Source organism: Arthrobacter sp. E1SS-5 (assembly GCF_057073715.1).
On record NZ_CP172703.1, the window covers coordinates 3848382 to 3869096 of the forward strand.

Consider the following 20715-nt stretch of genomic DNA (forward strand, 5'->3'; position numbering starts at 1 on the left):
ATACGCCTGCAGGAAAATATGACAGCGGCCACACCTTGTGTCAATAGATATATCAGTTGAAGGCCAGCTGTGCAGATCCTTTTTCCGCGAAATGTGCGCGCACGAAACGCCGCATTCCGCGGCTCGACCTCCCGTTATGTGCCCCAAAACTCCGGCAGTAGGCTGGATGTCATGGCTTTTGAAGAAACCCCTGCCGAGCGGCGCGAAGTAACTGTCCGCCGGGCACCCAAGTACGTTCCTTTCCTGATCCTGGGTGCCGTGGTGGGAATTGTCGCTGCCGCAGTGGTGGCTTATGCGGTTCCGGGCGATGCCTCGTTCGACCCCGGGTCCGTCTTCGGTTTCTTCCTGATCATGTTCGCTGCCATTGGCGCCATCCTCGGCGCGGGCCTGGCGCTGGTCCTTGACCGTCGAAGCGTGAAGCGGCAGCAGCGGGCCGTGGTGGAGGCTGTTCCGGATTCGGAGCCCGACACCGATCCGCAGGGCTAGCAGGTCACAAACCGGCAGCCGGAAAAGACATACCCCATATCGTGCGATAATCGATCAGTGGCACGCGGCGACGGAAAACTTTCCCATGATCTTCTCCCCGGCGAAAAAGGCCCCCAGGACGCTTGCGGCGTCTTCGGCGTCTGGGCACCGGGTGAGGAAGTAGCAAAACTTACCTATTACGGGCTGTACGCACTGCAGCACCGCGGTCAGGAGTCGGCTGGCATAGCGACCAGCGACGGCAACCGGATCAACGTCTACAAGGACATGGGCCTCGTCTCCCAGGTCTTCGACGAGACCACCCTGAACACACTGACCGGACACCTGGCCGTGGGCCACTGCCGGTACTCCACCACCGGCGCCAGCCACTGGGCCAACGCCCAGCCCACCCTGGGCGCCACTGCCACGGGGACGGTTGCCCTGGCGCATAACGGCAACCTGACCAACACGGTGGAACTCAACGCCATGATTACCGAGCGCCATGGCGGGCAGCTCACCGGCGAAATGAAACAGGGCAACACCTCGGACACCGCGCTGGTTACCGCGCTCCTCGAGGGTGAACCGGGCAAGACCCTCGAAGACACCGCCCTCGAGCTCCTTCCCAAGATCAAGGGCGGCTTCTGCTTTGTCTTCATGGATGAAGGAACCCTCTACGCCGCCCGTGATACCTACGGCATCCGCCCGCTGGTCCTGGGCCGCCTGGAGCGCGGCTGGGTGGTCGCCTCCGAGCAGTCCGCCCTGGCCACCGTGGGCGCAAGCTTCATTCGCGAGATCGAGCCGGGCGAGTTCATCGCCATCGACGAGGAAGGCGTGCGTTCCCGGCGCTTCGCGGAGCCGACGCCGGCAGGCTGCGTTTTCGAATACGTCTACCTTGCCCGCCCGGACGCCGCCATCGCCGGCCGTTCCGTCTATGAGTCCCGTGTGGAGATGGGCCGCCAGTTGGCCAGGGAAAACACCCACGAGGCCGACATCGTCATCCCCGTTCCGGAATCCGGTACTCCGGCAGCCGTCGGCTACGCCGAGGAATCCGGCATCCCCTTCGCCCACGGCTTCGTCAAGAACTCCTACGTTGGCCGCACCTTCATCCAGCCCTCGCAGACTTTGCGCCAGCTGGGAATCCGGCTCAAGCTCAACGCCCTCGAATCCGTGATCCGCGGCAAGCGGGTTGTGGTGGTGGATGACTCGATCGTCCGCGGCAACACCCAGCGGGCCATCGTGCGGATGCTCCGGGAGGCCGGCGCCGCCGCGGTGCACGTGAAAATCTCCTCCCCGCCGGTGCAGTGGCCCTGCTTCTACGGCATCGACTTCGCCTCCCGCGCCGAGCTGATCGCCAATGGCGCCACCATCGAAGAGATCTCCCAGGCCATCGGAGCTGACTCCCTGGCGTACATCTCCGAAGACGGCATGATCGGCGCTACCCGGCAACCGCGCGAACGTCTCTGCACCGCCTGCTTCACCGGCAAGTACCCCATCAAGCTTCCGGATGCGGACAAGCTGGGCAAGAACCTGCTGGAGCGGACGGACTTGGGCGGCCTGAAGCCTTCCCCTTCCGCCCTTCCCGGTGAAACCGCAGCCCTGGCCGTGGACGCCACGGAGGATCCCGCGGAGAAGTCCGGCGCCACCGGCTGCGACCCGGGCCCGGACTCCGAATTCGAGAACCTGCTGACCGAAGCCGACCTCGTGCCCGACGTACACGCCGCCACCAGCGCCGACAAGAAGGATTCCGTATGACCTCCGCCAGCCCCGCCGCAGAAAACTCCGGCATCACCTACGCCTCCGCCGGCGTGGACGTTGAAGCCGGGGACCGCGCCGTCGAGCTCATGAAGGATGCCGTGAAGGCAACCCACAACTCCTCGGTGATCGGCGGGGTGGGCGGCTTCGCCGGCCTCTACGACGTCTCCAGGCTGCTGACCTACAAGAAGCCGCTGCTGGCAACCTCCACCGACGGCGTGGGCACCAAGGTGGCCATCGCGCAGGCGATGGATATCCACGACACCATCGGCTTCGACCTGGTGGGCATGGTGGTGGACGACATCGTTGTGGTGGGTGCTGAACCGCTCTACATGACCGACTACATCGCCTGCGGCAAGGTTGTCCCCGAGCGCATCGCGGGCATCGTCCGCGGCATCGCCTCCGCCTGCTCCGTGGCCGGTACAGCGCTGGTGGGCGGCGAGACCGCCGAGCACCCCGGCCTGCTGGGCGAGCACGAATACGATGTTGCCGGTGCCGCCACCGGCGTGGTGGAAGCCGATGCGCTGCTGGGCCCGGACCGCGTCCGCGCCGGCGATGTGGTGATTGGCATGGCCTCATCCGGTCTGCACTCCAACGGCTACTCCCTGGTCCGCCGCGTCATCAACCACGCCGGCTGGGCCCTGGACCGCCAGGTCTCCGAGCTGGGCCGCACCCTGGGTGAGGAACTCCTGGAACCCACCCGCGTCTACGCCGCCGATTGCCTGGACCTGGCCCGCACCTTCCCCGTCAGCGCCGGCGCAGCCGTCCACGGCTTCAGCCACGTGACCGGCGGAGGCCTGGCCGCCAACCTGGCCCGCGTCCTGCCGCAGGGCCTGGTGGCCACCGTTGACCGCGCCACCTGGGAATTGCCGGCCATCTTCAAGCTGGTGTCCGAGCTGGGCAACGTCCCGCTGGCCGACCTGGAGCGCACGCTGAACCTCGGTGTGGGCATGGTGGCCATCGTTTCCCCGGAAGCGGCGGATGCCGCCGTGGCCCGCCTCAACGAACGTGGACTGCCGTCCTGGATCATGGGCACCGTCACCGCGGACTCCGACTCGATCGACAAGTCCGGCCCCGACTACGTGCAGGGCGCCAAGGGCGTGGACGGCGGCGCGGTCCGCCTGGTCAACGCGTACGCCTAAAACCCTTTATCGAGTGCTGAGTATTTGTCGTTTTCACGCCTGGGAACGACAAATACTCAGCACTCGATGCATTTAAGGGACCTGGATCAGGTTGAGCACTCCGCCTTGCGGGTCCCTGATGGTGGCCAATGAGCCGTCCACAGGGTATTCGTCCGGCTCCACGATGACTTCCCCGCCTGCGGCTTGGGCCTCCGCTGCCGCCCCGGCAACGTCCGCCACGCCAAAGTAGACCTGCCAGTCGGCCTGCTCGCCTTCGTCGGCAGGAACGACGCCGGCCACCTCGGTGCCGTCGATGAGCAGCGTGCTGTAGCTGCCGCCGTCGTCCTGGGGGTACTCGGTGACCTCGTGCCCGAACAGCTGCTGGAAGAAACCGACGGCGGCAGGCGTCTCTGGCGTGAACAGTTCAGCCCACGCCAGCGCACCGGGCTGGTTGAACACGTGGCTTCCGTAGTGCGTTCCGGGCTGCCAGATGCCCGTGGTTCCGCCACCGGGAGGGGCCAGGAAGCCAAGTACTCCCGTATCGCCTACGCTCTCCGGGCCGAACAGGGCAGTACCTCCGGCGTGGCGCGCTTCTTCCAACACGTCCGCGGCGTCCTTGGCGGAGAAATAGATGTTCCACTTGGCGGCAGTGCCTGCCTCCAGTTGCAGGGGGCTTTGCGGCGCGATCGTGGATACCAGCTCGCCGCCGACGAAAGCCTGGGCGAAACTGCGGCCGTCCGGAGTGGGAAAGTCCTGGTAGGTCCAGCCGAAGATCCGGCCGTAGAAGTCTTTGGCGGCGGCAACATCGGGGGTCTGCAGATCCGCCCAGCAGGGCTCGCCGTGACGGTATCCCTCAACTTTTGGCATGGGACCAACGGTACACGGACCCCCTTGAGCCACAAGGTTGGGCGGGGGAAAATAGCCCGGACAGATCCGCTGGATACGCAGCACGGCGGCACGTCAGCAGCGGTCGATCCGGAATGGGAGTGAACGAAGATGGCCCGCTTCCTCGACATTGACGGGCATTCGACGTGGGTGGAAGACCGGGGCGGTGCGGGATTTCCACTGCTCCTGCTACACGGTGGGCTCAGCAACAGTGATGCCCTCCTCGACACACTCGGGGCTGCGCTGTCGAACCACTACCGCGTCATCGCCTACGACCGCCGTGGACACGGTTATACGGCGGATACTGATGCAGACTTCCACTACGACGATATGGCCAGAGAGGCGATCAGCGTCCTCGAAACAGTCGTCGGTGGGCCCGCGCACTTGGTTGGCTGGAGCGACGGCGGCATTGTCGCCCTCCTGGTGGCTCTCGCGAAACCAGACCTTGTAAACAAGATGGTCATCATCAGCGCGAACTACGACGTGCACGGCGTTCAGCAAGTGGAAATGGACCCTGATGCGCCGGTGTTCCAAGAGCTTGCCCGGGCCTATGCCGAGCGTTCTCCTGATGGACCAGGGCACTTTGGAGAAGTAGCCCGCAAAGCCATGCAGTTGATCACCAGCGAGCCGTCACTTGAAACATCCCAGATCTCGCGGATCCGACAGCCGGTGCTTGTGGCTGTCGGGGACGATGACATTGTTACCCTGCCCCACGCTGTTTCGTTGTTTGAGGCGCTGCCCAACGGACAGCTGGCAGTGGTTCCAGGCACATCACATGGTTTGCCGATGGAACGCCCTGCCACGCTCGCCGGCCTCATCCTTCCGTTCCTGGAAGAGGACGGCCCTCCCCATACCCTGATGCCTGTCAGGCGGGCACGCATCCCAGGTAGGAACGACAAAAGGGCCCGTTGAGGTAGTGCCGGACACAGGCATGCCCCAACGGGCCTCTTGAGCGAGGTCAGGACTTAGGGGTGCTGCACGGAAAGCAGCGTGGCGAAGATTAGCGCGTCTGAGTGCCAACTGCTTTAGCGCAGCGACGGCCAGCGACATCTAGCCGATGCGACGGTGGTCTACCTCGTCGTCATCGTCATCCAAATCATCCGCGTACTTGTCCACATAAGCCGAATAATCCGGTTCAACCGGCTCATTCGAATATCGGCTCGTTGAACGACTGGCAGGGCCCGTCAGCTCACGCTGCAGTGCCGAGTAGTCAGTGTTCGGGGAGTAGTACTTGATGTCCCGAGCCTGCTTGGTAGCTTTTGCCTTTTGACGGCCGCGCCCCATGGCGTGACCCCCTTTTGTACTTGGACCGGAGGTGGTCACCTTGGCGATCGGTGAGGCCCCGGAATGTTTGGTCAATTTGTCGTACACCTAGATTACATGCTTTCGGCGGGCCCCGCTCGCCGCCGGGAGGCCCGGACAGGTGCGTGGGGTACCATGACGCACTCCCGCCCGCGGGATTCCGGCATTTTTCTTCGGTAGAGTCGCTTAAGAACTGCCGATTTTATCCGGCCGTCGGCGAGCCGCGGAACCGAAACCAGGAGGATGCGCACCCGTGAACCAGCAGGACCTTCCGCCAAAACCCTCCTCGCCGCCACGCACCGGAAACCTGCCGAAAATCCCCGGCGGGAACGGTACGTCGGCCCCCGCCCCGGAATCCGTCACGTGGTCCCAGCCGCGCCACGAGCCCACGCCGGAGAGGCCCACCAACAGGCGGCCCGCACTTTGGAAGGCGTTTTTCGTCGTCGTGATCCTGGCCGTGGCGGGCTCGCTGGTGTGGCTTGGCGTGTGGCTGAACACCTCGCCGGGCACCCCGGCACCGAAAGCTGCTGCGCCGGGCGTGCTGCAGACTGCCGTCACTCCGCCCGCCAGCCCCCAGCCCCTCCCCCGGGAAGGCGTGGCGCCGGCAGCGTACGCCGTCGGTGATTGCTTCAAGGACTTCGACCCCCAGGCGCTGACGTCCACGGTGGTGCCATGCGATACGCCCCATTCGGCGCAGCTGGTAGCCACCCTCCGCTACCCGGACGACGGTGACTACCCTGGCGCGGACCCGCTCAAAGCCAAGGCGCTGGAGGTTTGCCAGGCGGCAAAGCTCAGCCCGGCGGCAAAACAGTTCCCGCTCAACTACCAGCGCAGCTACCCCAGCAGTACCAGCTGGGGCTCAGGCGACCGGCGGGTGGACTGCTATGTCGCGGCTGACGGCGGCAACGTGATTAACGCAAGTGTGCTGCCCTGACACTCGTCCTGACAGGGCAGCACACCTCCACCTTCGCCCGCGGCTAGTCCTTCCGCCGCACCGACAGCCCTGAGCTCGGGGCACCGGTCAGCGTGTCGACGCTGGATTCGGTGAGTTCACCGAAGTCGGGCGCGGTATCCACCAGGACCGTATCGCCGTCGCTGATCTCGCCGGCCAGGATCGCCTTGGCCAGCCGGTCGCCGATCTCGCGCTGCACCAGGCGGCGCAGTGGCCGGGCACCGTAGGCGGGATCGTAACCGGACAGCGCCAGCCAGGCCTTGGCGCCGTCCGTAACGTCGAGGGTAAGGCGCCGCTCGTGCAGCCGCCGCCCCAGTTCCGCCACGTGCAGCTCCACGATGTGCGCCAGTTCCTCCACCGTGAGGGCGTCAAAGAGCACCACCTCGTCGAGCCGGTTCAGGAACTCCGGCTTGAAGGACGCGTTAACCGTGGCCATAACGGCGTTGCGCTTGGCCTCGGGGTCCAGGCTCTGGTCCACCAGGAACTGGCTGCCCAGGTTGGAGGTCAGCACCAGGATCACGTTGCGGAAGTCCACGGTACGGCCCTGCCCGTCGGTGAGGCGGCCGTCGTCGAGAACCTGCAGGAGGATGTCGAACACCTCGGGGTGCGCCTTCTCCACCTCATCCAGCAGCACCACGGAGTACGGGCGGCGGCGGACGGCCTCGGTGAGCTGGCCGCCTTCCTCGTAGCCCACGTATCCCGGAGGGGCGCCGACCAGGCGGGCAACGCTGTGCTTCTCGCTGTACTCGGACATGTCGATGCGCACCATGGCGCGCTCGTCGTCGAACAGGAAGTCAGCCAGGGCCTTGGCCAGTTCGGTCTTGCCTACGCCGGTGGGGCCCAGGAACAGGAACGAGCCGGTGGGGCGGTTGGGGTCGCTGATGCCCGCCCGCGCGCGGCGGACGGCGTCGGACACGGCTTGTACAGCCTTGGTCTGGCCGATCAGGCGCTGGCCCAGCTCCTCCTCCATGTGCAGCAGTTTCTGGCTTTCGCCCTGCAGCATTCGGCCGGCGGGGATGCCCGTCCAGGCCGAGATGACCTCAGCGATATCTTCAGCGGTCACTTCCTCCGCCACCATTTGCGCCGGCTTATCCGTCACGGCGGCCTCGGCCTCGGCAGCGGCATTCAGCTCGCGCTCCAAAGCGGGAATTTCGCCGTAAAGCACGCGCGATGCCGTTTCGAGGTCGCCTTCGCGCTGGGCCTTGTCGGCGGCAGAGCGCAGCTCATCCAGCTTCGCTTTCAGGTCGCCCACCCGGTTGAGGCCGGCTTTCTCGGCTTCCCACCGGGCATTCAGCGCGGAAAGTTCCTCTTCCTTGTCCGCCTTGTCCGCGCGGAGGGCGGCCAGCCGTTCAATGGACGCCGGATCCGACTCCCCGCTCAACGCCAGTTCCTCCATGGTGAGGCGGTCCACCTGGCGGCGGAGCTGGTCGATCTCCTCCGGGGCGGAGTCGATCTCCATGCGGAGTCGCGAGGCCGCCTCATCCACCAGGTCGATGGCCTTGTCCGGCAGCTGGCGGCCGGAGATGTAGCGGTTGGAGAGCGTGGCCGCCGCTACGAGGGCGGAGTCGGCGATGGACACCTTGTGGTGTGCCTCGTAGCGCTCCTTCAGGCCGCGGAGGATGCCGATGGTGTCCTCCACGCTGGGCTCGCCCACATACACCTGCTGGAAGCGGCGTTCCAGGGCGGCGTCCTTCTCGATGTTCTCGCGGTACTCGTCAAGGGTGGTGGCACCGATAAGCCGCAGCTCGCCGCGGGCCAGCATAGGCTTGAGCATGTTGCCGGCGTCCATGGAGGAGTCGCCGGTGGCACCTGCCCCCACCACGGTGTGGATCTCGTCAATGAAGGTGACGATCTGGCCATCGGAGCCCTTGATTTCCTCGAGGACCGCCTTCAGCCGTTCTTCAAACTCGCCACGGTACTTGGCGCCGGCAACCATGGAACCCAGATCAAGGGAGATCAGGGTCTTGCCCCGCAGGCTTTCCGGGACGTCGCCTGCCACCATCCGCTGCGCCAGGCCTTCCACCACGGCGGTCTTGCCCACACCGGGTTCGCCGATGAGCACCGGGTTGTTCTTGGTGCGCCGGGACAGGACCTGGACCACGCGCCGGATCTCTGAGTCGCGGCCGATCACGGGGTCCAGCTTGCCCGCGCGTGCCATCGCAGTGAGGTCCGCGCCGTACTTCTCAAGCGCCTGGAAGGTGTTCTCCGGGTCCGGACTGTCCACCTTGCGGTCATTGCGAATACCGGGCAGCGCGGCGAGCAGGGCTTCGCGGGAAGCGCCGGCGTCGCGCAGCAGGCGGGCAGCGGCATCATTGCCGCCAGACAGGCCCACCAGGAGCACCTCGGTGGACACAAAGCTGTCGCCAAGCCTGTCAGCTTCCTCCTTGGCCTGCTGGATGGCCTGCAGCGCGGGCCGGGACAGCTGCGCCTGCTGGCTGGAGCCGCCGGACGTGGCGGGCAGGGCCTTAATAGCGCTGCTGGCCTGGACGCTGACGGCGTCGGGGTCGGCTCCGGTGGCGCGGAGCAGCGCGACGGCCACACCCTCCCGCTGGTCCATCAGGGCTTTGAGGAGGTGGGCCGGTTCCACCTGAGGGTTGCCGGCCGTCGAGGCGTTCATTGCCGCGGCGGAAAGAGCCTCCTGGCTCTTGGTGGTGAATTTGACGTCCAAAGAGAGCTCCTTTCGGGGGCTTGTTGACTAAGTTGAGTCTACTACGCTCAACTTTGGACGGCGAGGTCCACTAGCCATGTTTGCCCACGGCGAAACGGCTGTCCAGAGGCCCAGGTCCTTTCCCTCCGGACAGCACGGCCCAGGGAGGAGCAGCCTATGTCCCGTAGACGGACACTGCCGCAGCCTTCACCACGAAGTGCACCGTCATGCCGGGAACCAGGGCCAGGTCGGCGGAGGCGGCCGGCGTGATGTCCGCGGCCAGGCTTCCGGCACGCACACGGACCTGGTCACCGTGCGGCTCAAGGTCCGTAATAGTGACGGCGAACGAATTCCGCGGGCTTCCATGGGCGTCCGTCAGGAACACGGAAACGGCCGACGGCGGGAACACCGCGACGCCGGAACCGCCCAGCGTGGGCAGGTGGCCGGGTTCGTCGTCGTGGCCGGCGATCCTGAGGCCGCCAGCGGTCCGGACCCCGGTTCCGTCGAGGGTGCCGGGAACGAAGTTCAGTCCGGCCAGCCCGGCCGCGAAAGAGCTCCGGGGCCGCTCCAGCACGGTCCGGGTTGGACCCTCCTCCGCGATCCTGCCGTCCTGCATGATCACCACGCGGTCCGCGAGCATCAGCGCATCCAGCACGTCGTGGGTGACGATGATGGCCTGCCGCCCGGCCAGGACGCGCTTGAACAGGCGGCGCAGCAGCGGCGCGGAGTGGATGTCCAGGGCGGCCAGCGGCTCGTCGAGCAGGAGGAGGGCGGGGTCGGCGGCGAGTGCCCGTGCCACGGCGACCCGCTGGGCCTGGCCGCCCGAGAGCTCGGCAGGACGACGCGCGGCAAGGTGGTCCGCTTCAACGTCAGCGAGCAGGCGGAGGGCCTGCTCCTTGGCTTCACTCCTTGACACACTCGCACTCCGGGGACCAAAAGCGACATTGTCCAGGACGCTCAGGTGGGGAAAGAGCAGGGGTTCCTGGGCGAGCAGGGCCGTGCCCCGGTTATGCGGAGGGGACCACGTGGGCCGGGAGCCGTCGAGGTCGAAGAGCGGCCTGCCGTTGAGCTCCGCCCTGCCGCTGTCCGGCCGCAGCAGGCCGGCGATGCTGGATAACAGCGTTGATTTCCCTGCGCCGTTGGGTCCCATGACGGCCACGGTTTCGCCCGGCCGGACGGTCAGGGCGACGTCGAAACCCCGCCCGGCCACGGCTGCCTGGAAGGACAGCGTCACTGCGCGTTCCCTCCTGCCGGGGCTTCCGCCGTCGTCCGTTGTCCTGACCCGGCGCGTCCTGCTGCAGGGCGGCGGTACGCGAGGGCAACCACTGCCACGGCCACCGCCACCAGCACCAGGGACAGGGCGACGGCGGCGTCCGGGTCCGTTTCGCGCTGCAGGTAGATCTCCAGCGGCAGGGTCCGGGTCACCCCCTGCAGGCTGCCCGCAAAGGTCAGCGTGGCACCGAATTCGCCCAGGCTCCGCGCGAAGGAGAGGACAGCGCCGGAAGCCAGGCCGGGCAGGACGAGCGGCAGCGTGACACGCCGGAAGACGGTGCCGGGACGGGCGCCCAGGGTCGCGGCCACTGCCTCGTACCGGGAGCCGGAGGTCCGCAGCGCACCTTCGAGGCTTACCACCAGGAAGGGCAGTGCCACGAACGTCTGCGCCAGGACCACCGCCGTGGTGGAGAAGGCAATCTGCAGGCCTAGTACGTCCAGGGCCCGCCCCAGCAGCCCCTGCCGGCCGAACGTGTAAAGCAGGGCGATGCCGCCCACCACCGGGGGAAGCACCAGCGGCAGGAGCACCAGCGAGCGCAGCAGGCCCTGCAGGCGGAAGGTGTCCCGCGCAAGGACCAGGGCCAGCGGGACACCCAGCACAATGCACAGCACGGTGCTGGCGGCCGAGGTCCGCAGGCTCAGCCCCAGCGCCGTCAGGGATGGCCCGGATGTCACCAGCGGAATGAAGTTGGCCCAGTCCACGCGCAGCACCATGGCCAGCAGCGGAAGCACGACGACGACGGCGGCCACGACCGCCAGCGCCCGCACCCAGGCGGGGATGCCAAAGTATACGGCTGGGTGGGTGCGCGGGCGCGCCTCAGACCGTCCCTGCTGCCGGGCCACCTTCCCTGGCCAGCTCACTTGCTGCCCGCGCCCTGGGCGAATGGGCCGAATCCTGCGGCGCCCAGGACCTTTTGGCCTTCCGGCCCGGTGACCAGGTCCAGGAAGGCCTGGGCGGTGGCCTTGTTCCGGCCAGTGGCGACGCCTGCAATCGGGTAGGTGTTGACCGCACTCCCGGCTTCCGGAAACGGGATGCCTTTCGCGCTGGAGCCGGCGGCTTTGATGTCCGTGCCGTACACCAGCCCGGCGTCGGCCTCACCGGACGTGACCTTGCCCAGGACGTCCGTGACGGCGTTTTCCTCACTGACCGGGTTCAGCGTAAGCCCGGCTGCCTGCGCCACCTTGGCCGTGGCGGCGCCGCAGGGGACCTGCGGGGCGCAGGTGACCAGTTTGATGCCCGGCCGGGCCAGGTCCTGCAGCGATGCGATGCCGGCCGGGTTCCCGGGCGGCACCGCGATGGCAAGGGTGTTGGTGGCGAAGTCTTTCGGAGTGCCGTCCGCGAGCCCTGCGTCCTGCACTTTCTTCATGTTGGCCGTGTCCGCGGATGCGAAGACGTCCGCGGGCGCGCCCTGACTGAGCTGACTGGCGAGCTCGGATGATCCCGCGAAGCTCAGGGTCACCTTTGTTCCCGGATGTTCCGCTTCGAAAGTGCGGGCAAGTTCGGTAAAGGTGGCTTTGAGGGAGGCGGCGGCGAAAACGGTGATGGCGCCGCTCGGCGTGCCGCCGGCACTGGAGTCGGGGGCACTGCCCTGCGCGGCACATCCGCTAAGTGCGGCCGGCAGGAGGATACCCAGGGCAAGCAGCGCGGCGGAGAACCGGGCCTTCAGGATGGTCATGTTCCGCAGGCTCATGCCGTGGCCTTCCATTTCGGGGATTCGATGATGACCGTGGTTGCCTTGACGACGGCGGTGGCCACGGAGCCCGGTTCGAGGCCCAGTTCGCGGACCGCCTCGCTGCTCATCAGCGACACCACCCGGAAGGGTCCGCACTGCAGTTCCACCTGCGCCATCACCTTGTCCGTGATCACGTTGGTCACCAGGCCCACGAAGCGGTTCCGCGCGGAGCTGCTGCCATTCTTGGGGTCGTCGGGAAGCTGGGCCAGCTTCTGCGCGTGAGCCGCCAGTTCCAGCCCGTCGACAGCGAGACGGCCCGAGCCGTCGCGGAGTGCAGTGAGGGTTCCGTTCTCGGTCCAGCGGCGGACGGTATCGTCGCTCACGCCAAGGAACCGTGCTGCTTCGGAAACGCGGATGAGGGCCATGAAACGATCCTAGTCCGCAGATGCGGCATGGGAAACAGCATAAGGGCGCAAAGGAGGACCTGCACCTGTCCCGCGGTCCCCCGGGTTACCGGGAGAACGGCAGCACTAGACTCGCTTCCATGGCCATCTACATTGACCCGCCGCTGTGGCCTGCACACGGAACCCACTTCTCGCATCTGGTCTCCGACTCGTCGCTGGACGAGCTGCATGCCTTCGCTGCCGCCGCCGGCATCCCGGAACGGGCGTTCGACGGCGACCATTACGACGTGCCGGAGCGCCGCTTCGACGAGTTGGTGGCGGCCGGTGCCGTGTCCGTGGAGGCCCGGGTGCTGGTCCGCAGGCTCATCGCCAGTGGCTTGCGGATCCCGGCGCGCCGGCGGAACAAGGCGCTGAAGGTCCCGCTGCTGAACCGGTGGGAGGCCATCATGCCCGGCCACGATGCACTCTTCCTGGACCTGCTGGACCGGTGGAGCGAGCCGCACCGCCACTATCACGGCTGCACGCATCTGCTCTCCGTGCTGGAGGCGCTGGACCTGCTCACCGAACCGGACGAGCCGCCGCGGACCGTGCTGCTGGCCGCGTGGTTCCACGATGCCGTTTACCGTGGGGTCGCGGAACAGGACGAGGAGGAGTCGGCACGCCTGGCGGAAGACCGGCTGGCGGACGCCGGGCTTCCGGCGGAAGAAGTGGCGGAAGTTGCCAGGCTGGTCCGCCTGACATTGGACCATCGGCCCGAACCAGGCGACGACGACGGCGCCCTCCTCTGCGACGCGGACCTGTCCATCCTGGGCGGGGAGCCGGAAGACTACGCCCGCTACGTTGCCGCCGTGCGGAGGGACTATGCGCACATCGGCGACGCCGACTTTGCAGCCGGCCGGGCCGCCGTCGTGCGCCAACTGCTGGAACTTGACCCGCTCTTCCACCAGCAGCGCGCCCGGGACCTGTGGCTGGACGCAGCCCACCGCAACCTGCAAAGTGAACTGGCGTGAACGCGCCCGGCTCCAGCCCGCGGCACACGTTCTCCGCCGATGTTGCGCACCGGCAGCTCCCGTTCGCGGTCCGGCTGGAGTGGGGATTGGCCGGAGCCCTGACGGTCGCGCCAACCGCGGATATCGCGGTGGTGGTGGACGTGCTGTCCTTCAGCACGTGCGTCAGCGTGGCGCTGGACCGGGGCGCGGAAGTCTTCCCCTACCGGTGGCGGGACACCAGCGCGGAGGATTTCGCTGCCCACCACCAGGCGCAGCTGGCGGGGCCGCGCGACGGCGGCGGGCTGAGCCTGTCCCCGGCAAGCCTGCGGAGCGCGGCGTCGCTGGAGAGAGTGGTGCTGCCGTCCCCCAACGGCTCAGAGCTGTGCCAGTCGCTGGCCGGGGAGGTTCCGCTGGTGGCCGCGGTGTGCCTGCGGAACGCGGCAGCCGCAGCGGAGTGGGTGACCGCCAACCTTCCGGACGACGCGGTGGTGGCGGTGGTTGCCGCCGGTGAGCGCTGGCCGGACGGCACCCTTCGCCCCGCCGTGGAGGACCAGATCGGAGCCGGCGCGTTTATTGCCGGGCTGGTGGCCGCCGGCAAGGGCGGCTACGAAGCCGGGGACGGCCGGCACGGCTATGCGCCGGAAGCGGTGGCGGCCATGGCTGTCTACGAGTCCGCCGAACCGCGCCTGCGGGAGATGCTGCAGCAGTGCTCCAGCGGCCGGGAACTGTTGGGGGCCGGGTACCCCGGGGACGTGGACATCGCCGCGGAACTGGACCAGAGCGATTCGGTGGCCATCCTGCGGAACGGGGCGTTCCGGCGACCTTGAGGATGGCCCCGCTTCGGGGACCTGCTTCGATTTAGCCGGGAGCTGTGCCACACTGCACGGATGAGCCTGCGCATCCAAGCCATCGCTGTTGATTCGACCGATCCCAGCATCCCCGCAGCCTTCTGGGAAAAGGCGCTTGGATGGCGACGCACCCATGAAGAGGATGACGAGATCGTGCTGGAGCCGCCCGCCGGCAGCACGGAAGACGGCGTGCTGCCCGATTTGCTCTTCCTGCGGGTCCCCGAACGGAAGGAGCTCAAGAACCGCCTGCATTTGGATCTCCGGCCCGAGGACCAGGACGCTGAAGTGGCCCGGCTCGAGAAGTTGGGTGCCCGCCAGGTCTCCGTGGGCCAGGGCGCGGCCGCCACGTGGGTGGTCATGGCAGACCCGGACGGCAACGAGTTCTGCGTGCTCCGTGCCCTGCGGCCCGGCGAAGGCGGCTAGCGGTAGGTCCTGACGGGGTAAGTGCTCACAAAGGGGGTACTGGTGGGCACGATCTGCTTGCCGAGCGGCATCAGGGACACCGGGATGAGCTTCAGGTTGGCGATGGCCAGCGGAATGCCGACGATGGTGATGGCCATGGCGAACGCCGTGACCACGTGCCCGATGGCAATCCAGATTCCCGCCACCAGCAGCCAGATCACATTGCCCAGCAGGGAGAAAACACCGGTGCCGCCGGGCTTGTCCACCACCATCCGGCCAAACGGCCACAGGGTGTAGGCGGCGATCCGGAACGAGGCAATGCCCCACGGGATGGTGACGATCAGCAGGCAGCAGACCACACCCGCCAGGAAGTAGCCCAAGGCCAGCCACAGGCCGCCGAAAACCAGCCAGATGATGTTCAGAAGTGTCTTCATGCACCCATTGTGCCCCCGACCCTCCGACAAAAGGGTGGGGGACTCCCCTGATCCTGCCCTGATAACCGCGGGCGGCGGGGCGGGACAGTATCTAGACCGTGGCCGCGTCCTTGGCAGCGTGCACGAAGGCCCGGACCTTGGCCAGGTCCTTTACGCCCCGGGACGCTTCAACGCCGGAGGAAACATCCACGCCCCAGGCATGGGCAGCTGCCGATGCCTGGCCCACATTCCCGGGTTCAAGCCCACCGGCCAGCAGCCAGCTCCGTCCCTGCAGCACCGGCAGGGCTGCCACGGAAGCGTAGTCCCAGGACTCACCGGATCCGGGCACGGCTGCATCGATCAGGAGCAGGTCCTCGCCCCAGTCTTCGAACTCATCCCGGGCGGCACCCATGGTGATGGCCCTGACCAGCTTCATGCCGGCGTCGTGAACGGTCGTCACGTCCGCGCGGGACCGGCTGCCATGCAGCTGGATCCATTCCAGGCCTGCGGCCCGGGCGATGGCAATGGCGTCGGCCACAGGTTCGTCGCGGAACACCCCGATCGGGGAGACAGTTTTGGGGACCCCGGCGAGCAGCGAAGCTGCCTGCGACGGCGAGACGACCCGCGGGCTGGCGGTGAGCACGAACCCCACGGCGTCCGCACCGGCATCTACTGCTTCACGCACCGATTCGGGCGTGCTGAGACCACACACTTTGACGAACATTCCCGGCTCCTTCAGGCTGTTTTCGTGTTGACCCCCCGGAGGAGATTAGCAGGGACGGGACGCAACTGCGATGCCGGCCGCAGCGTGCAACTAGGCTGGGCTGATGCAGATCATCCGCTTCGCAGAACTCAAGGCCGAGCCGTGGCGCAACGGCGGCGGGGTGACCAGGGAAATCGCGCGCCAGGGCTCCGAAGACGGCGGGTTTGACTGGCGGGTGAGCATCGCCGACGTGGCCAAAGCCGGGGACTTCTCGGCGTTTGCGGGAATGGAGCGAGTCCTGACGGTCATCGAGGGGGAACTCATCCTGCTCACCATCGACGGCGCAGAGCAGCCCCTGGAGAAGTACCGTCCCTTCCGGTTCGACGGCGGCGCAGCGACGGCGGCCAAGCTGCCCACCGGGGACATCAGGGACCTGAACGTCATCACCCGGACCGGGGCCTACAAAGGCTTCACGTCCATCATCGAGCTGTCCAGGAAGCGCGCCCATCCCGTGTTTGAGGGGCAGTTCGGTGTGCTGCTGCAGGGGCAGGCGAAGGTCAGCCAAGGCGGTGGGGAGCCGGTGGAGCTGGGCCGTTATGACGCGGTGGCAGGCTCGGACGCCGACTCCCCCGAAATCCTGGGCCGCGGCTTCCTGGCCGTGGTGTCCATCGACCCGGTGGAGACCCCGGCGTAAGCAGCAGCGCCGCTGGTGAGGTTGGGCACCAACGGTGGCTGGCCGCCGTCGTGCGTTGCTACGCTGGAAACCAAGGCTCCACACCTGAGCCTCCGGACGACGGTTCAGTACCCGGCACGCGACAAGACTGGCCAAAGGATCTGTCATGTCGTGGGTAATCCTCATTCTTTCCGGCGCGCTGGAGGCCGTCTGGGCCGCCGCCCTGCACCGTGCCTCCCAGGTTTCCGGACGCCGCCGCCTCGCTCCTGCCGCCCTCTTCCTCGTAGCTGTCGCGGCCAGCACCGGCGGCCTTGCCGTCGCCATGCAGTCCATTCCCACCGGCACCGCCTACGCGGTGTGGGTGGGTGTGGGGGTGGTCCTCACCTCCGCCTACGCGATGGCCACCAAAGTGGAACGCCCGACGGCGGCGCGCCTGCTGCTGCTGTCCGGCATCGCCGCGTGCGTGGTTGGCTTGAAGGTGGTGGCGTGATGCTGCAGCGCACCCTTCCGTGGCTGGTACTCCTGGCGTCCGCCGTCCTTGAAGCAGTCTGGGCCACGGCCCTTGGCCTGTCCGACGGTTTCAGCAACCCGCTGCCCACCGTCATCTTCGCCGTCACCGCAACCCTGAGCATGCTGGGCCTGGGCATGGCCATCCGGAGCATTCCGCTGGGCACCGCCTACGCCATCTGGGTGGGCATCGGCGCTGCGCTCACCGTCGGCTGGGCGATGGCCACCGGAGCGGAACCCTTCAGCGTGGTGAAACTGCTGTTCATCGCCGGCATCGTGGGCTGCGCCGCCGGCCTGAAGGCGCTGCCGGCCGGGAAAAACGCGCCGGCTTCGCGCAGCAGTGACTAGGCTTTTGCCATGGACTCCCCCGAGATCGCCCACGCCGTCGATGCGCTGCGGCGCCGGATGGTGCCCGGCACGCGGACCATCCTTGGCATCGCCGGGGCACCGGGGTCCGGCAAGTCCACTTTCGCTGCCTGGCTTCAGGAACAGTTCACCCCGGGAACTTCGGTGGTGGTGCCGATGGACGGATTCCACCTGGGCAACGCCATCATCGAGGGCACGCCGTTGCGGGCGCGGAAGGGCGCCATCGACACGTTCGACGGCGGCGGATACCTTTCGCTGCTGCGGCGCCTGGCATGCCGGGACGAGTCAGTGGTGTACGCGCCGGAGTTCCGCCGCACCATTGATGAACCGGTGGCCGCGTCCATTGCAGTTCCGGCCGACGTTCCGCTGGTGATCACCGAGGGCAACTACCTGCTGGCGGACCAGGAGCCGTGGAAAGAGGTGCGGGCGCAGCTGGATGAGGTGTGGTTCCTCGAAACCCCGCACCAGCTCCGGCTGCAGCGGCTGGTGGACCGCCACGTTTCATTCGGAATGGAGCGGGAGGCCGCGCTGGCCTGGGCCACCGGACCGGACGAGGCCAATGCCCGCCTGATCCAGGCCACCCGCCCCGCCGCGGACCGCGTCATACCCTGGCTGTAACGTCATTCTCAGGAAACGAACAGGAGCACCCATGGCAAACACGCCCACGAACCCTGGCGATACCGTCCAGCTCGGCGACGGCCTCGCCGTCAGCCCCCTGGGCTTCGGCGGCATGGCCCTCACCCCCGTGTACGGCGAGGTGGATCCTGCCGAGGCACTGCAGACGCTGCATCATGCCGTGGACGCGGGTGTCAGCTTCATTGACACCGCGGATATCTACGGCGGCGGGAGCAACGAGGAACTGATCTCCCAGCTGCTCAAGGACCGGAGGAGCGAGGTCCAGCTCGCCACCAAGTTCGCGCTGGTGGGCACGCCGACCGACGGCTACACGGACATCCGTGGAGATGCTGAATACGTGCGCCAGGCGGTGGAGCGAAGCCTGCAGCGGCTGGGCACCGACGTCATCGACCTCTACTACATGCACCGCCGGGACGTCCGGGTCCCCATCGAAGAGACCGTGGGCGCCATGGCGGAGCTGGTGAAGCAGGGAAAGGTCAAGCACCTGGGCCTGTCCGAGGTGACCGCGCAGGAGCTGCAGGAAGCATCAGCCGTCCACCCTATCGCCGCGGTCCAAAGCGAGTGGTCCATCTGGAGCCGCGATGTGGAACGCAACGTGGTTCCCGCCGCCGCCACCCTCGGTGTGGGTTTTGTTCCCTACTCTCCGCTGGGCCGCGGTTTCCTCACCGGAACCGTTGACACCACCAGCCTGGGCGACAAGGACTTCCGGCGGAACATCCCCCGCTTCGCCCCCGATGCCGCAAGTGCCAACCAGGCCGTGGTGGACGCGGTCCGGTTCGTGGCGGACCAGCTGCAGGCCACGCCCGCGCAGGTTGCCCTCGCCTGGCTGCTGGCGCAGGGCAAGCGGCTGGGCCTGCCCGTGATCCCCATCCCCGGCACCCGCAAGGCCGCCCGCATCGACGAAAACCTCGGCGCACTGTCCCTGGAACTGACCCCGGCGCACCTGGAAGCACTGGACCCGGCCTCGGACGCCGTCGTCGGCTCACGTTCCGCGGACCCCAAATGGGTGTCCGAGGGCCGGGAATAAAACCTCCCCGGGCATTCCGGGCATGTGAAGGGCGGCTTCCCTGTAGGGAAGCCGCCCATTCGTGTTGCCGGACTTAGGCTGCCAGCCCCTGGTGCTTACCCGTTTCGCGCCTCGCGCACCAGCTCGGCGCACCGCTCGCCGATCATCATGGTGGTGATGTTCGGGTTCACGGTGGTCAGCTCCGGCATCACGGATGCGTCGGCCACCCGGAGGCCGGTGACCCCCTTGACCCGCAGCTTGGGATCAAGCGGTGACATGACGTCATCCGCCGCTCCCATTCGCACCGTCCCGGCAGGGTGGTACACGGTGTTGTGGGTCTTGCGGATGTACCCGGCGATCTCCTCGTCACTTTGGATCGCCTCGCCCGGGTACAGCTCGGTGCCCACCCATTCGGCCAGCGCAGGCTGCGCTGCGATCTCGCGTGCTTTGCGGATGCCGGCGGTCATGACGCGCATGTCGTGCCCGTCGGGATCGGTGAAGTAGCGCGGGTCCACCCTGGGCTTGTCCCGGAAATCCCTGCTGCGCAGCTTGACCGTGCCGCGGGACCGGGCGTGCGTGACGTTGGGGGTCAGGCAGAAGCCGTTCTCCGTGGTGGGGAAGCCCTGGCGCAGGGTGTGCATGTCGAACGGGACCGAGCCGTAGTGGAACATCAGGTCCGGGCGGTCCAGGCCGTCCTCGGTGGTGGTGAAGATGCCGGCCTCCCACCACTGGGTGGACGTCTCGGTCATGGGCTGCTTGGCTTCCCACTGGATGACGCCCTCGGGGTGGTCCTGCAGGTGCTCGCCCACGCCGGGGGAATCGACGCGTACGGGGATGCCGAACTCCTCCAGCTGGGACGCCGGGCCGATGCCGGAGAGCATCAGCAGCTTGGGCGAATCGATGGCGCCGGTGGAAACGACCACCTCGGACCGTGCGGTGAGCAGGTGGGTCTTGGCGAAGGCGTTGTCCACCACGGCCACGCCGGTGCACCGGTTGGCGTCGTCGAAGGTCAGCTCCTTGGCACGCAGGCCGGTCAGCAGGGTGAAGTTCTTCCGGTCCATGATGGGGTGGATGTAGGACACGGAGCTGGAGGAACGGGTGCCGTCCGCGCGGCGGTTGATCTGGAAGAAGCCCGCGCCGTTGATCACCGTCTCGCCGGTGTTGAACTTTACTTTGGGGATCCCGGACTGCTCGCAGGCGTCGAGCATGGCGCGGCCGGTGGGATCGTTGGCGGGGACGTTCATCAGGTGGACGGGGCCGGAGTCACCGTGGTGCGGCGCGTCCGGGCCGGCGTCCTCGTTGGTTTCCAGCTGCCGGTAGAGCCGGTAGGCCGTCTCCGAGTTCCAGCCGTCGGCGCCGAACTTCTGCTCCCAGTCATCGATGTCCTCGCGGGGGGCCCAGAAGGCGATGCACGAGTTGTGGCTGGAGCAGCCGCCCATCACTTTGGCGCGGGCGTGGCGCATGAAGGAGTTGCCGTTTTCCTGCTCCTCGATGGGGTAATCCCAGTCGTAGCCGGATTCCAGCAGTTCCATCCAGCGGTCCAGCTGCAGGATTTCGGGAAGGTTGCGGTCGTCGGGCCCGGCTTCCACCAGGGCCACCTCCAACGACGGGTCCTCGCTCAGGCGGGACGCCACGGCAGCCCCTGCAGAGCCGCCGCCAATCACGATGTAGTCGAAATCAGTCTTGGTTCCGTTTGCCATGT

23 protein-coding genes and 1 riboswitch are annotated in these 20715 nt (G+C 67.2%); of the genes, 13 read left to right on the forward strand and 10 right to left on the reverse strand.

The features are described 5' to 3' along the window. The first annotated feature begins 171 nt into the window (after positions 1 to 171). From ACIGJD_RS18030 to purM, 3 genes are read left to right on the forward strand one after another with little or no spacing between them, the layout of a single operon-like run. Positions 172 to 486, forward strand: coding sequence for a hypothetical protein (locus tag ACIGJD_RS18030; protein ID WP_286399688.1), 315 nt, complete (start codon positions 172 to 174; stop codon positions 484 to 486). A 57-nt stretch (positions 487 to 543) separates the two neighbouring features. Further along, positions 544 to 2214: an amidophosphoribosyltransferase gene (purF, locus tag ACIGJD_RS18035; protein WP_142132445.1), complete on the forward strand. Its 1671-nt coding sequence runs from the start codon at positions 544 to 546 to the stop codon at positions 2212 to 2214. Then, complete coding sequence (gene purM / locus ACIGJD_RS18040; protein WP_483687374.1) at positions 2211 to 3356, forward strand: phosphoribosylformylglycinamidine cyclo-ligase; 1146 nt, start codon at positions 2211 to 2213, stop codon at positions 3354 to 3356. The genes purF and purM overlap by 4 nt, the downstream gene beginning before the upstream one ends. A 72-nt stretch (positions 3357 to 3428) precedes the next feature. On the opposite strand, the gene ACIGJD_RS18045 is transcribed toward purM, so the two are convergent. After that, positions 3429 to 4202 carry a VOC family protein gene (locus tag ACIGJD_RS18045; RefSeq protein ID WP_483687375.1) on the reverse strand — a complete coding sequence of 258 codons (774 nt, stop codon included), beginning with the start codon at positions 4200 to 4202 and terminating at the stop codon, positions 3429 to 3431. Between the two features lie 129 nt (positions 4203 to 4331). Between ACIGJD_RS18045 and ACIGJD_RS18050 the strand changes: the two genes are divergently transcribed. Next, entirely contained in the window at positions 4332 to 5132 is an 801-nt protein-coding gene (locus tag ACIGJD_RS18050) for an alpha/beta fold hydrolase (protein WP_483687376.1), read from the forward strand. A 138-nt stretch (positions 5133 to 5270) separates the two neighbouring features. Here the strand turns inward: ACIGJD_RS18050 and ACIGJD_RS18055 are convergent, their stop codons facing one another. After that, positions 5271 to 5504, reverse strand: a complete 234-nt coding sequence (locus ACIGJD_RS18055) for a DUF3073 domain-containing protein (protein ID WP_142135039.1) — start codon at positions 5502 to 5504, stop codon at positions 5271 to 5273. A gap of 271 nt (positions 5505 to 5775) precedes the next feature. Here ACIGJD_RS18055 and ACIGJD_RS18060 point away from each other — a divergent pair, with 271 nt between their 5' ends. Then, the gene (locus ACIGJD_RS18060) at positions 5776 to 6456 is read left to right on the forward strand and encodes a septum formation family protein (protein ID WP_483687377.1); all 681 of its coding nucleotides are present in this window, start codon (positions 5776 to 5778) and stop codon (positions 6454 to 6456) included. Between the two features lie 43 nt (positions 6457 to 6499). Here the strand turns inward: ACIGJD_RS18060 and clpB are convergent, their stop codons facing one another. From clpB to ACIGJD_RS18085, 5 genes are all read right to left on the reverse strand, one after another. Then, positions 6500 to 9142: an ATP-dependent chaperone ClpB gene (clpB, locus tag ACIGJD_RS18065; RefSeq protein ID WP_483687378.1), complete on the reverse strand. Its 2643-nt coding sequence runs from the start codon at positions 9140 to 9142 to the stop codon at positions 6500 to 6502. 154 nt (positions 9143 to 9296) lie between these two features. Further along, entirely contained in the window at positions 9297 to 10355 is a 1059-nt protein-coding gene (locus ACIGJD_RS18070) for a sulfate/molybdate ABC transporter ATP-binding protein (protein ID WP_483687379.1), read from the reverse strand. Continuing rightward, on the reverse strand, positions 10352 to 11254 hold the full coding sequence (locus ACIGJD_RS18075) for an ABC transporter permease (RefSeq protein ID WP_483687380.1): 903 nt from the start codon (positions 11252 to 11254) through the stop codon (positions 10352 to 10354). Before ACIGJD_RS18075 ends, ACIGJD_RS18070 begins: the two co-directional genes overlap by 4 nt. After that, a complete protein-coding gene (gene modA / locus ACIGJD_RS18080; protein WP_483689539.1) occupies positions 11251 to 12069 on the reverse strand; it encodes a molybdate ABC transporter substrate-binding protein in 819 nt (272 codons plus the stop codon). The genes ACIGJD_RS18075 and modA overlap by 4 nt, the downstream gene beginning before the upstream one ends. 11 nt (positions 12070 to 12080) lie before the next feature. Then, the gene (locus ACIGJD_RS18085) at positions 12081 to 12491 is read right to left on the reverse strand and encodes a TOBE domain-containing protein (protein ID WP_483687381.1); all 411 of its coding nucleotides are present in this window, start codon (positions 12489 to 12491) and stop codon (positions 12081 to 12083) included. Positions 12492 to 12610: 119 nt separating this feature from the next. On the opposite strand from ACIGJD_RS18085, the gene ACIGJD_RS18090 reads away from it, so the two are divergent. Genes ACIGJD_RS18090 through ACIGJD_RS18100 form a run of 3 tightly spaced genes read left to right on the forward strand, consistent with a single transcriptional unit; the run spans position 12611 to position 14730 of the window. Next, positions 12611 to 13480 carry a DUF4031 domain-containing protein gene (locus ACIGJD_RS18090; RefSeq protein WP_483687382.1) on the forward strand — a complete coding sequence of 290 codons (870 nt, stop codon included), beginning with the start codon at positions 12611 to 12613 and terminating at the stop codon, positions 13478 to 13480. Next, positions 13477 to 14286, forward strand: a complete 810-nt coding sequence (locus ACIGJD_RS18095) for a 2-phosphosulfolactate phosphatase (protein WP_483687383.1) — start codon at positions 13477 to 13479, stop codon at positions 14284 to 14286. The genes ACIGJD_RS18090 and ACIGJD_RS18095 overlap by 4 nt, the downstream gene beginning before the upstream one ends. 60 nt (positions 14287 to 14346) lie before the next feature. Beyond that, positions 14347 to 14730 carry a VOC family protein gene (locus tag ACIGJD_RS18100; protein ID WP_483687384.1) on the forward strand — a complete coding sequence of 128 codons (384 nt, stop codon included), beginning with the start codon at positions 14347 to 14349 and terminating at the stop codon, positions 14728 to 14730. Here the strand turns inward: ACIGJD_RS18100 and ACIGJD_RS18105 are convergent. Both ACIGJD_RS18105 and ACIGJD_RS18110 read right to left on the reverse strand, forming a co-directional pair. Further along, positions 14727 to 15143, reverse strand: coding sequence for a YccF domain-containing protein (locus tag ACIGJD_RS18105; protein WP_236799854.1), 417 nt, complete (start codon positions 15141 to 15143; stop codon positions 14727 to 14729). The genes ACIGJD_RS18100 and ACIGJD_RS18105 overlap by 4 nt on opposite strands. A 91-nt stretch (positions 15144 to 15234) precedes the next feature. Then, on the reverse strand, positions 15235 to 15846 hold the full coding sequence (locus ACIGJD_RS18110) for a phosphoribosylanthranilate isomerase (protein WP_483687385.1): 612 nt from the start codon (positions 15844 to 15846) through the stop codon (positions 15235 to 15237). A 103-nt stretch (positions 15847 to 15949) separates the two neighbouring features. On the opposite strand from ACIGJD_RS18110, the gene ACIGJD_RS18115 reads away from it, so the two are divergent. The 5 genes from ACIGJD_RS18115 to ACIGJD_RS18135 all read left to right on the forward strand — a co-directional run bounded on the left by ACIGJD_RS18115 (position 15950) and on the right by ACIGJD_RS18135 (position 19034). After that, positions 15950 to 16519, forward strand: coding sequence for a HutD/Ves family protein (locus ACIGJD_RS18115; protein WP_483687386.1), 570 nt, complete (start codon positions 15950 to 15952; stop codon positions 16517 to 16519). A gap of 70 nt (positions 16520 to 16589) precedes the next feature. Next, positions 16590 to 16655: riboswitch (guanidine-III (ykkC-III) riboswitch) on the forward strand. Between the two features lie 9 nt (positions 16656 to 16664). Further along, the gene (locus tag ACIGJD_RS18120; protein WP_483687387.1) at positions 16665 to 16988 is read left to right on the forward strand and encodes a DMT family transporter; all 324 of its coding nucleotides are present in this window, start codon (positions 16665 to 16667) and stop codon (positions 16986 to 16988) included. Continuing rightward, positions 16988 to 17353: a DMT family transporter gene (locus ACIGJD_RS18125; protein WP_483689540.1), complete on the forward strand. Its 366-nt coding sequence runs from the start codon at positions 16988 to 16990 to the stop codon at positions 17351 to 17353. Before ACIGJD_RS18120 ends, ACIGJD_RS18125 begins: the two co-directional genes overlap by 1 nt. A 9-nt stretch (positions 17354 to 17362) precedes the next feature. Beyond that, the gene (locus tag ACIGJD_RS18130; protein ID WP_483687388.1) at positions 17363 to 17989 is read left to right on the forward strand and encodes a nucleoside/nucleotide kinase family protein; all 627 of its coding nucleotides are present in this window, start codon (positions 17363 to 17365) and stop codon (positions 17987 to 17989) included. Between the two features lie 31 nt (positions 17990 to 18020). Then, positions 18021 to 19034, forward strand: a complete 1014-nt coding sequence (locus tag ACIGJD_RS18135) for an aldo/keto reductase (protein ID WP_483687389.1) — start codon at positions 18021 to 18023, stop codon at positions 19032 to 19034. Between the two features lie 95 nt (positions 19035 to 19129). Here ACIGJD_RS18135 and ACIGJD_RS18140 read toward each other — a convergent pair whose 3' ends face one another. After that, positions 19130 to 20713, reverse strand: coding sequence for a GMC family oxidoreductase (locus ACIGJD_RS18140; protein WP_483687390.1), 1584 nt, complete (start codon positions 20711 to 20713; stop codon positions 19130 to 19132). Between the last annotated feature and the right edge of the window lie 2 nt (positions 20714 to 20715).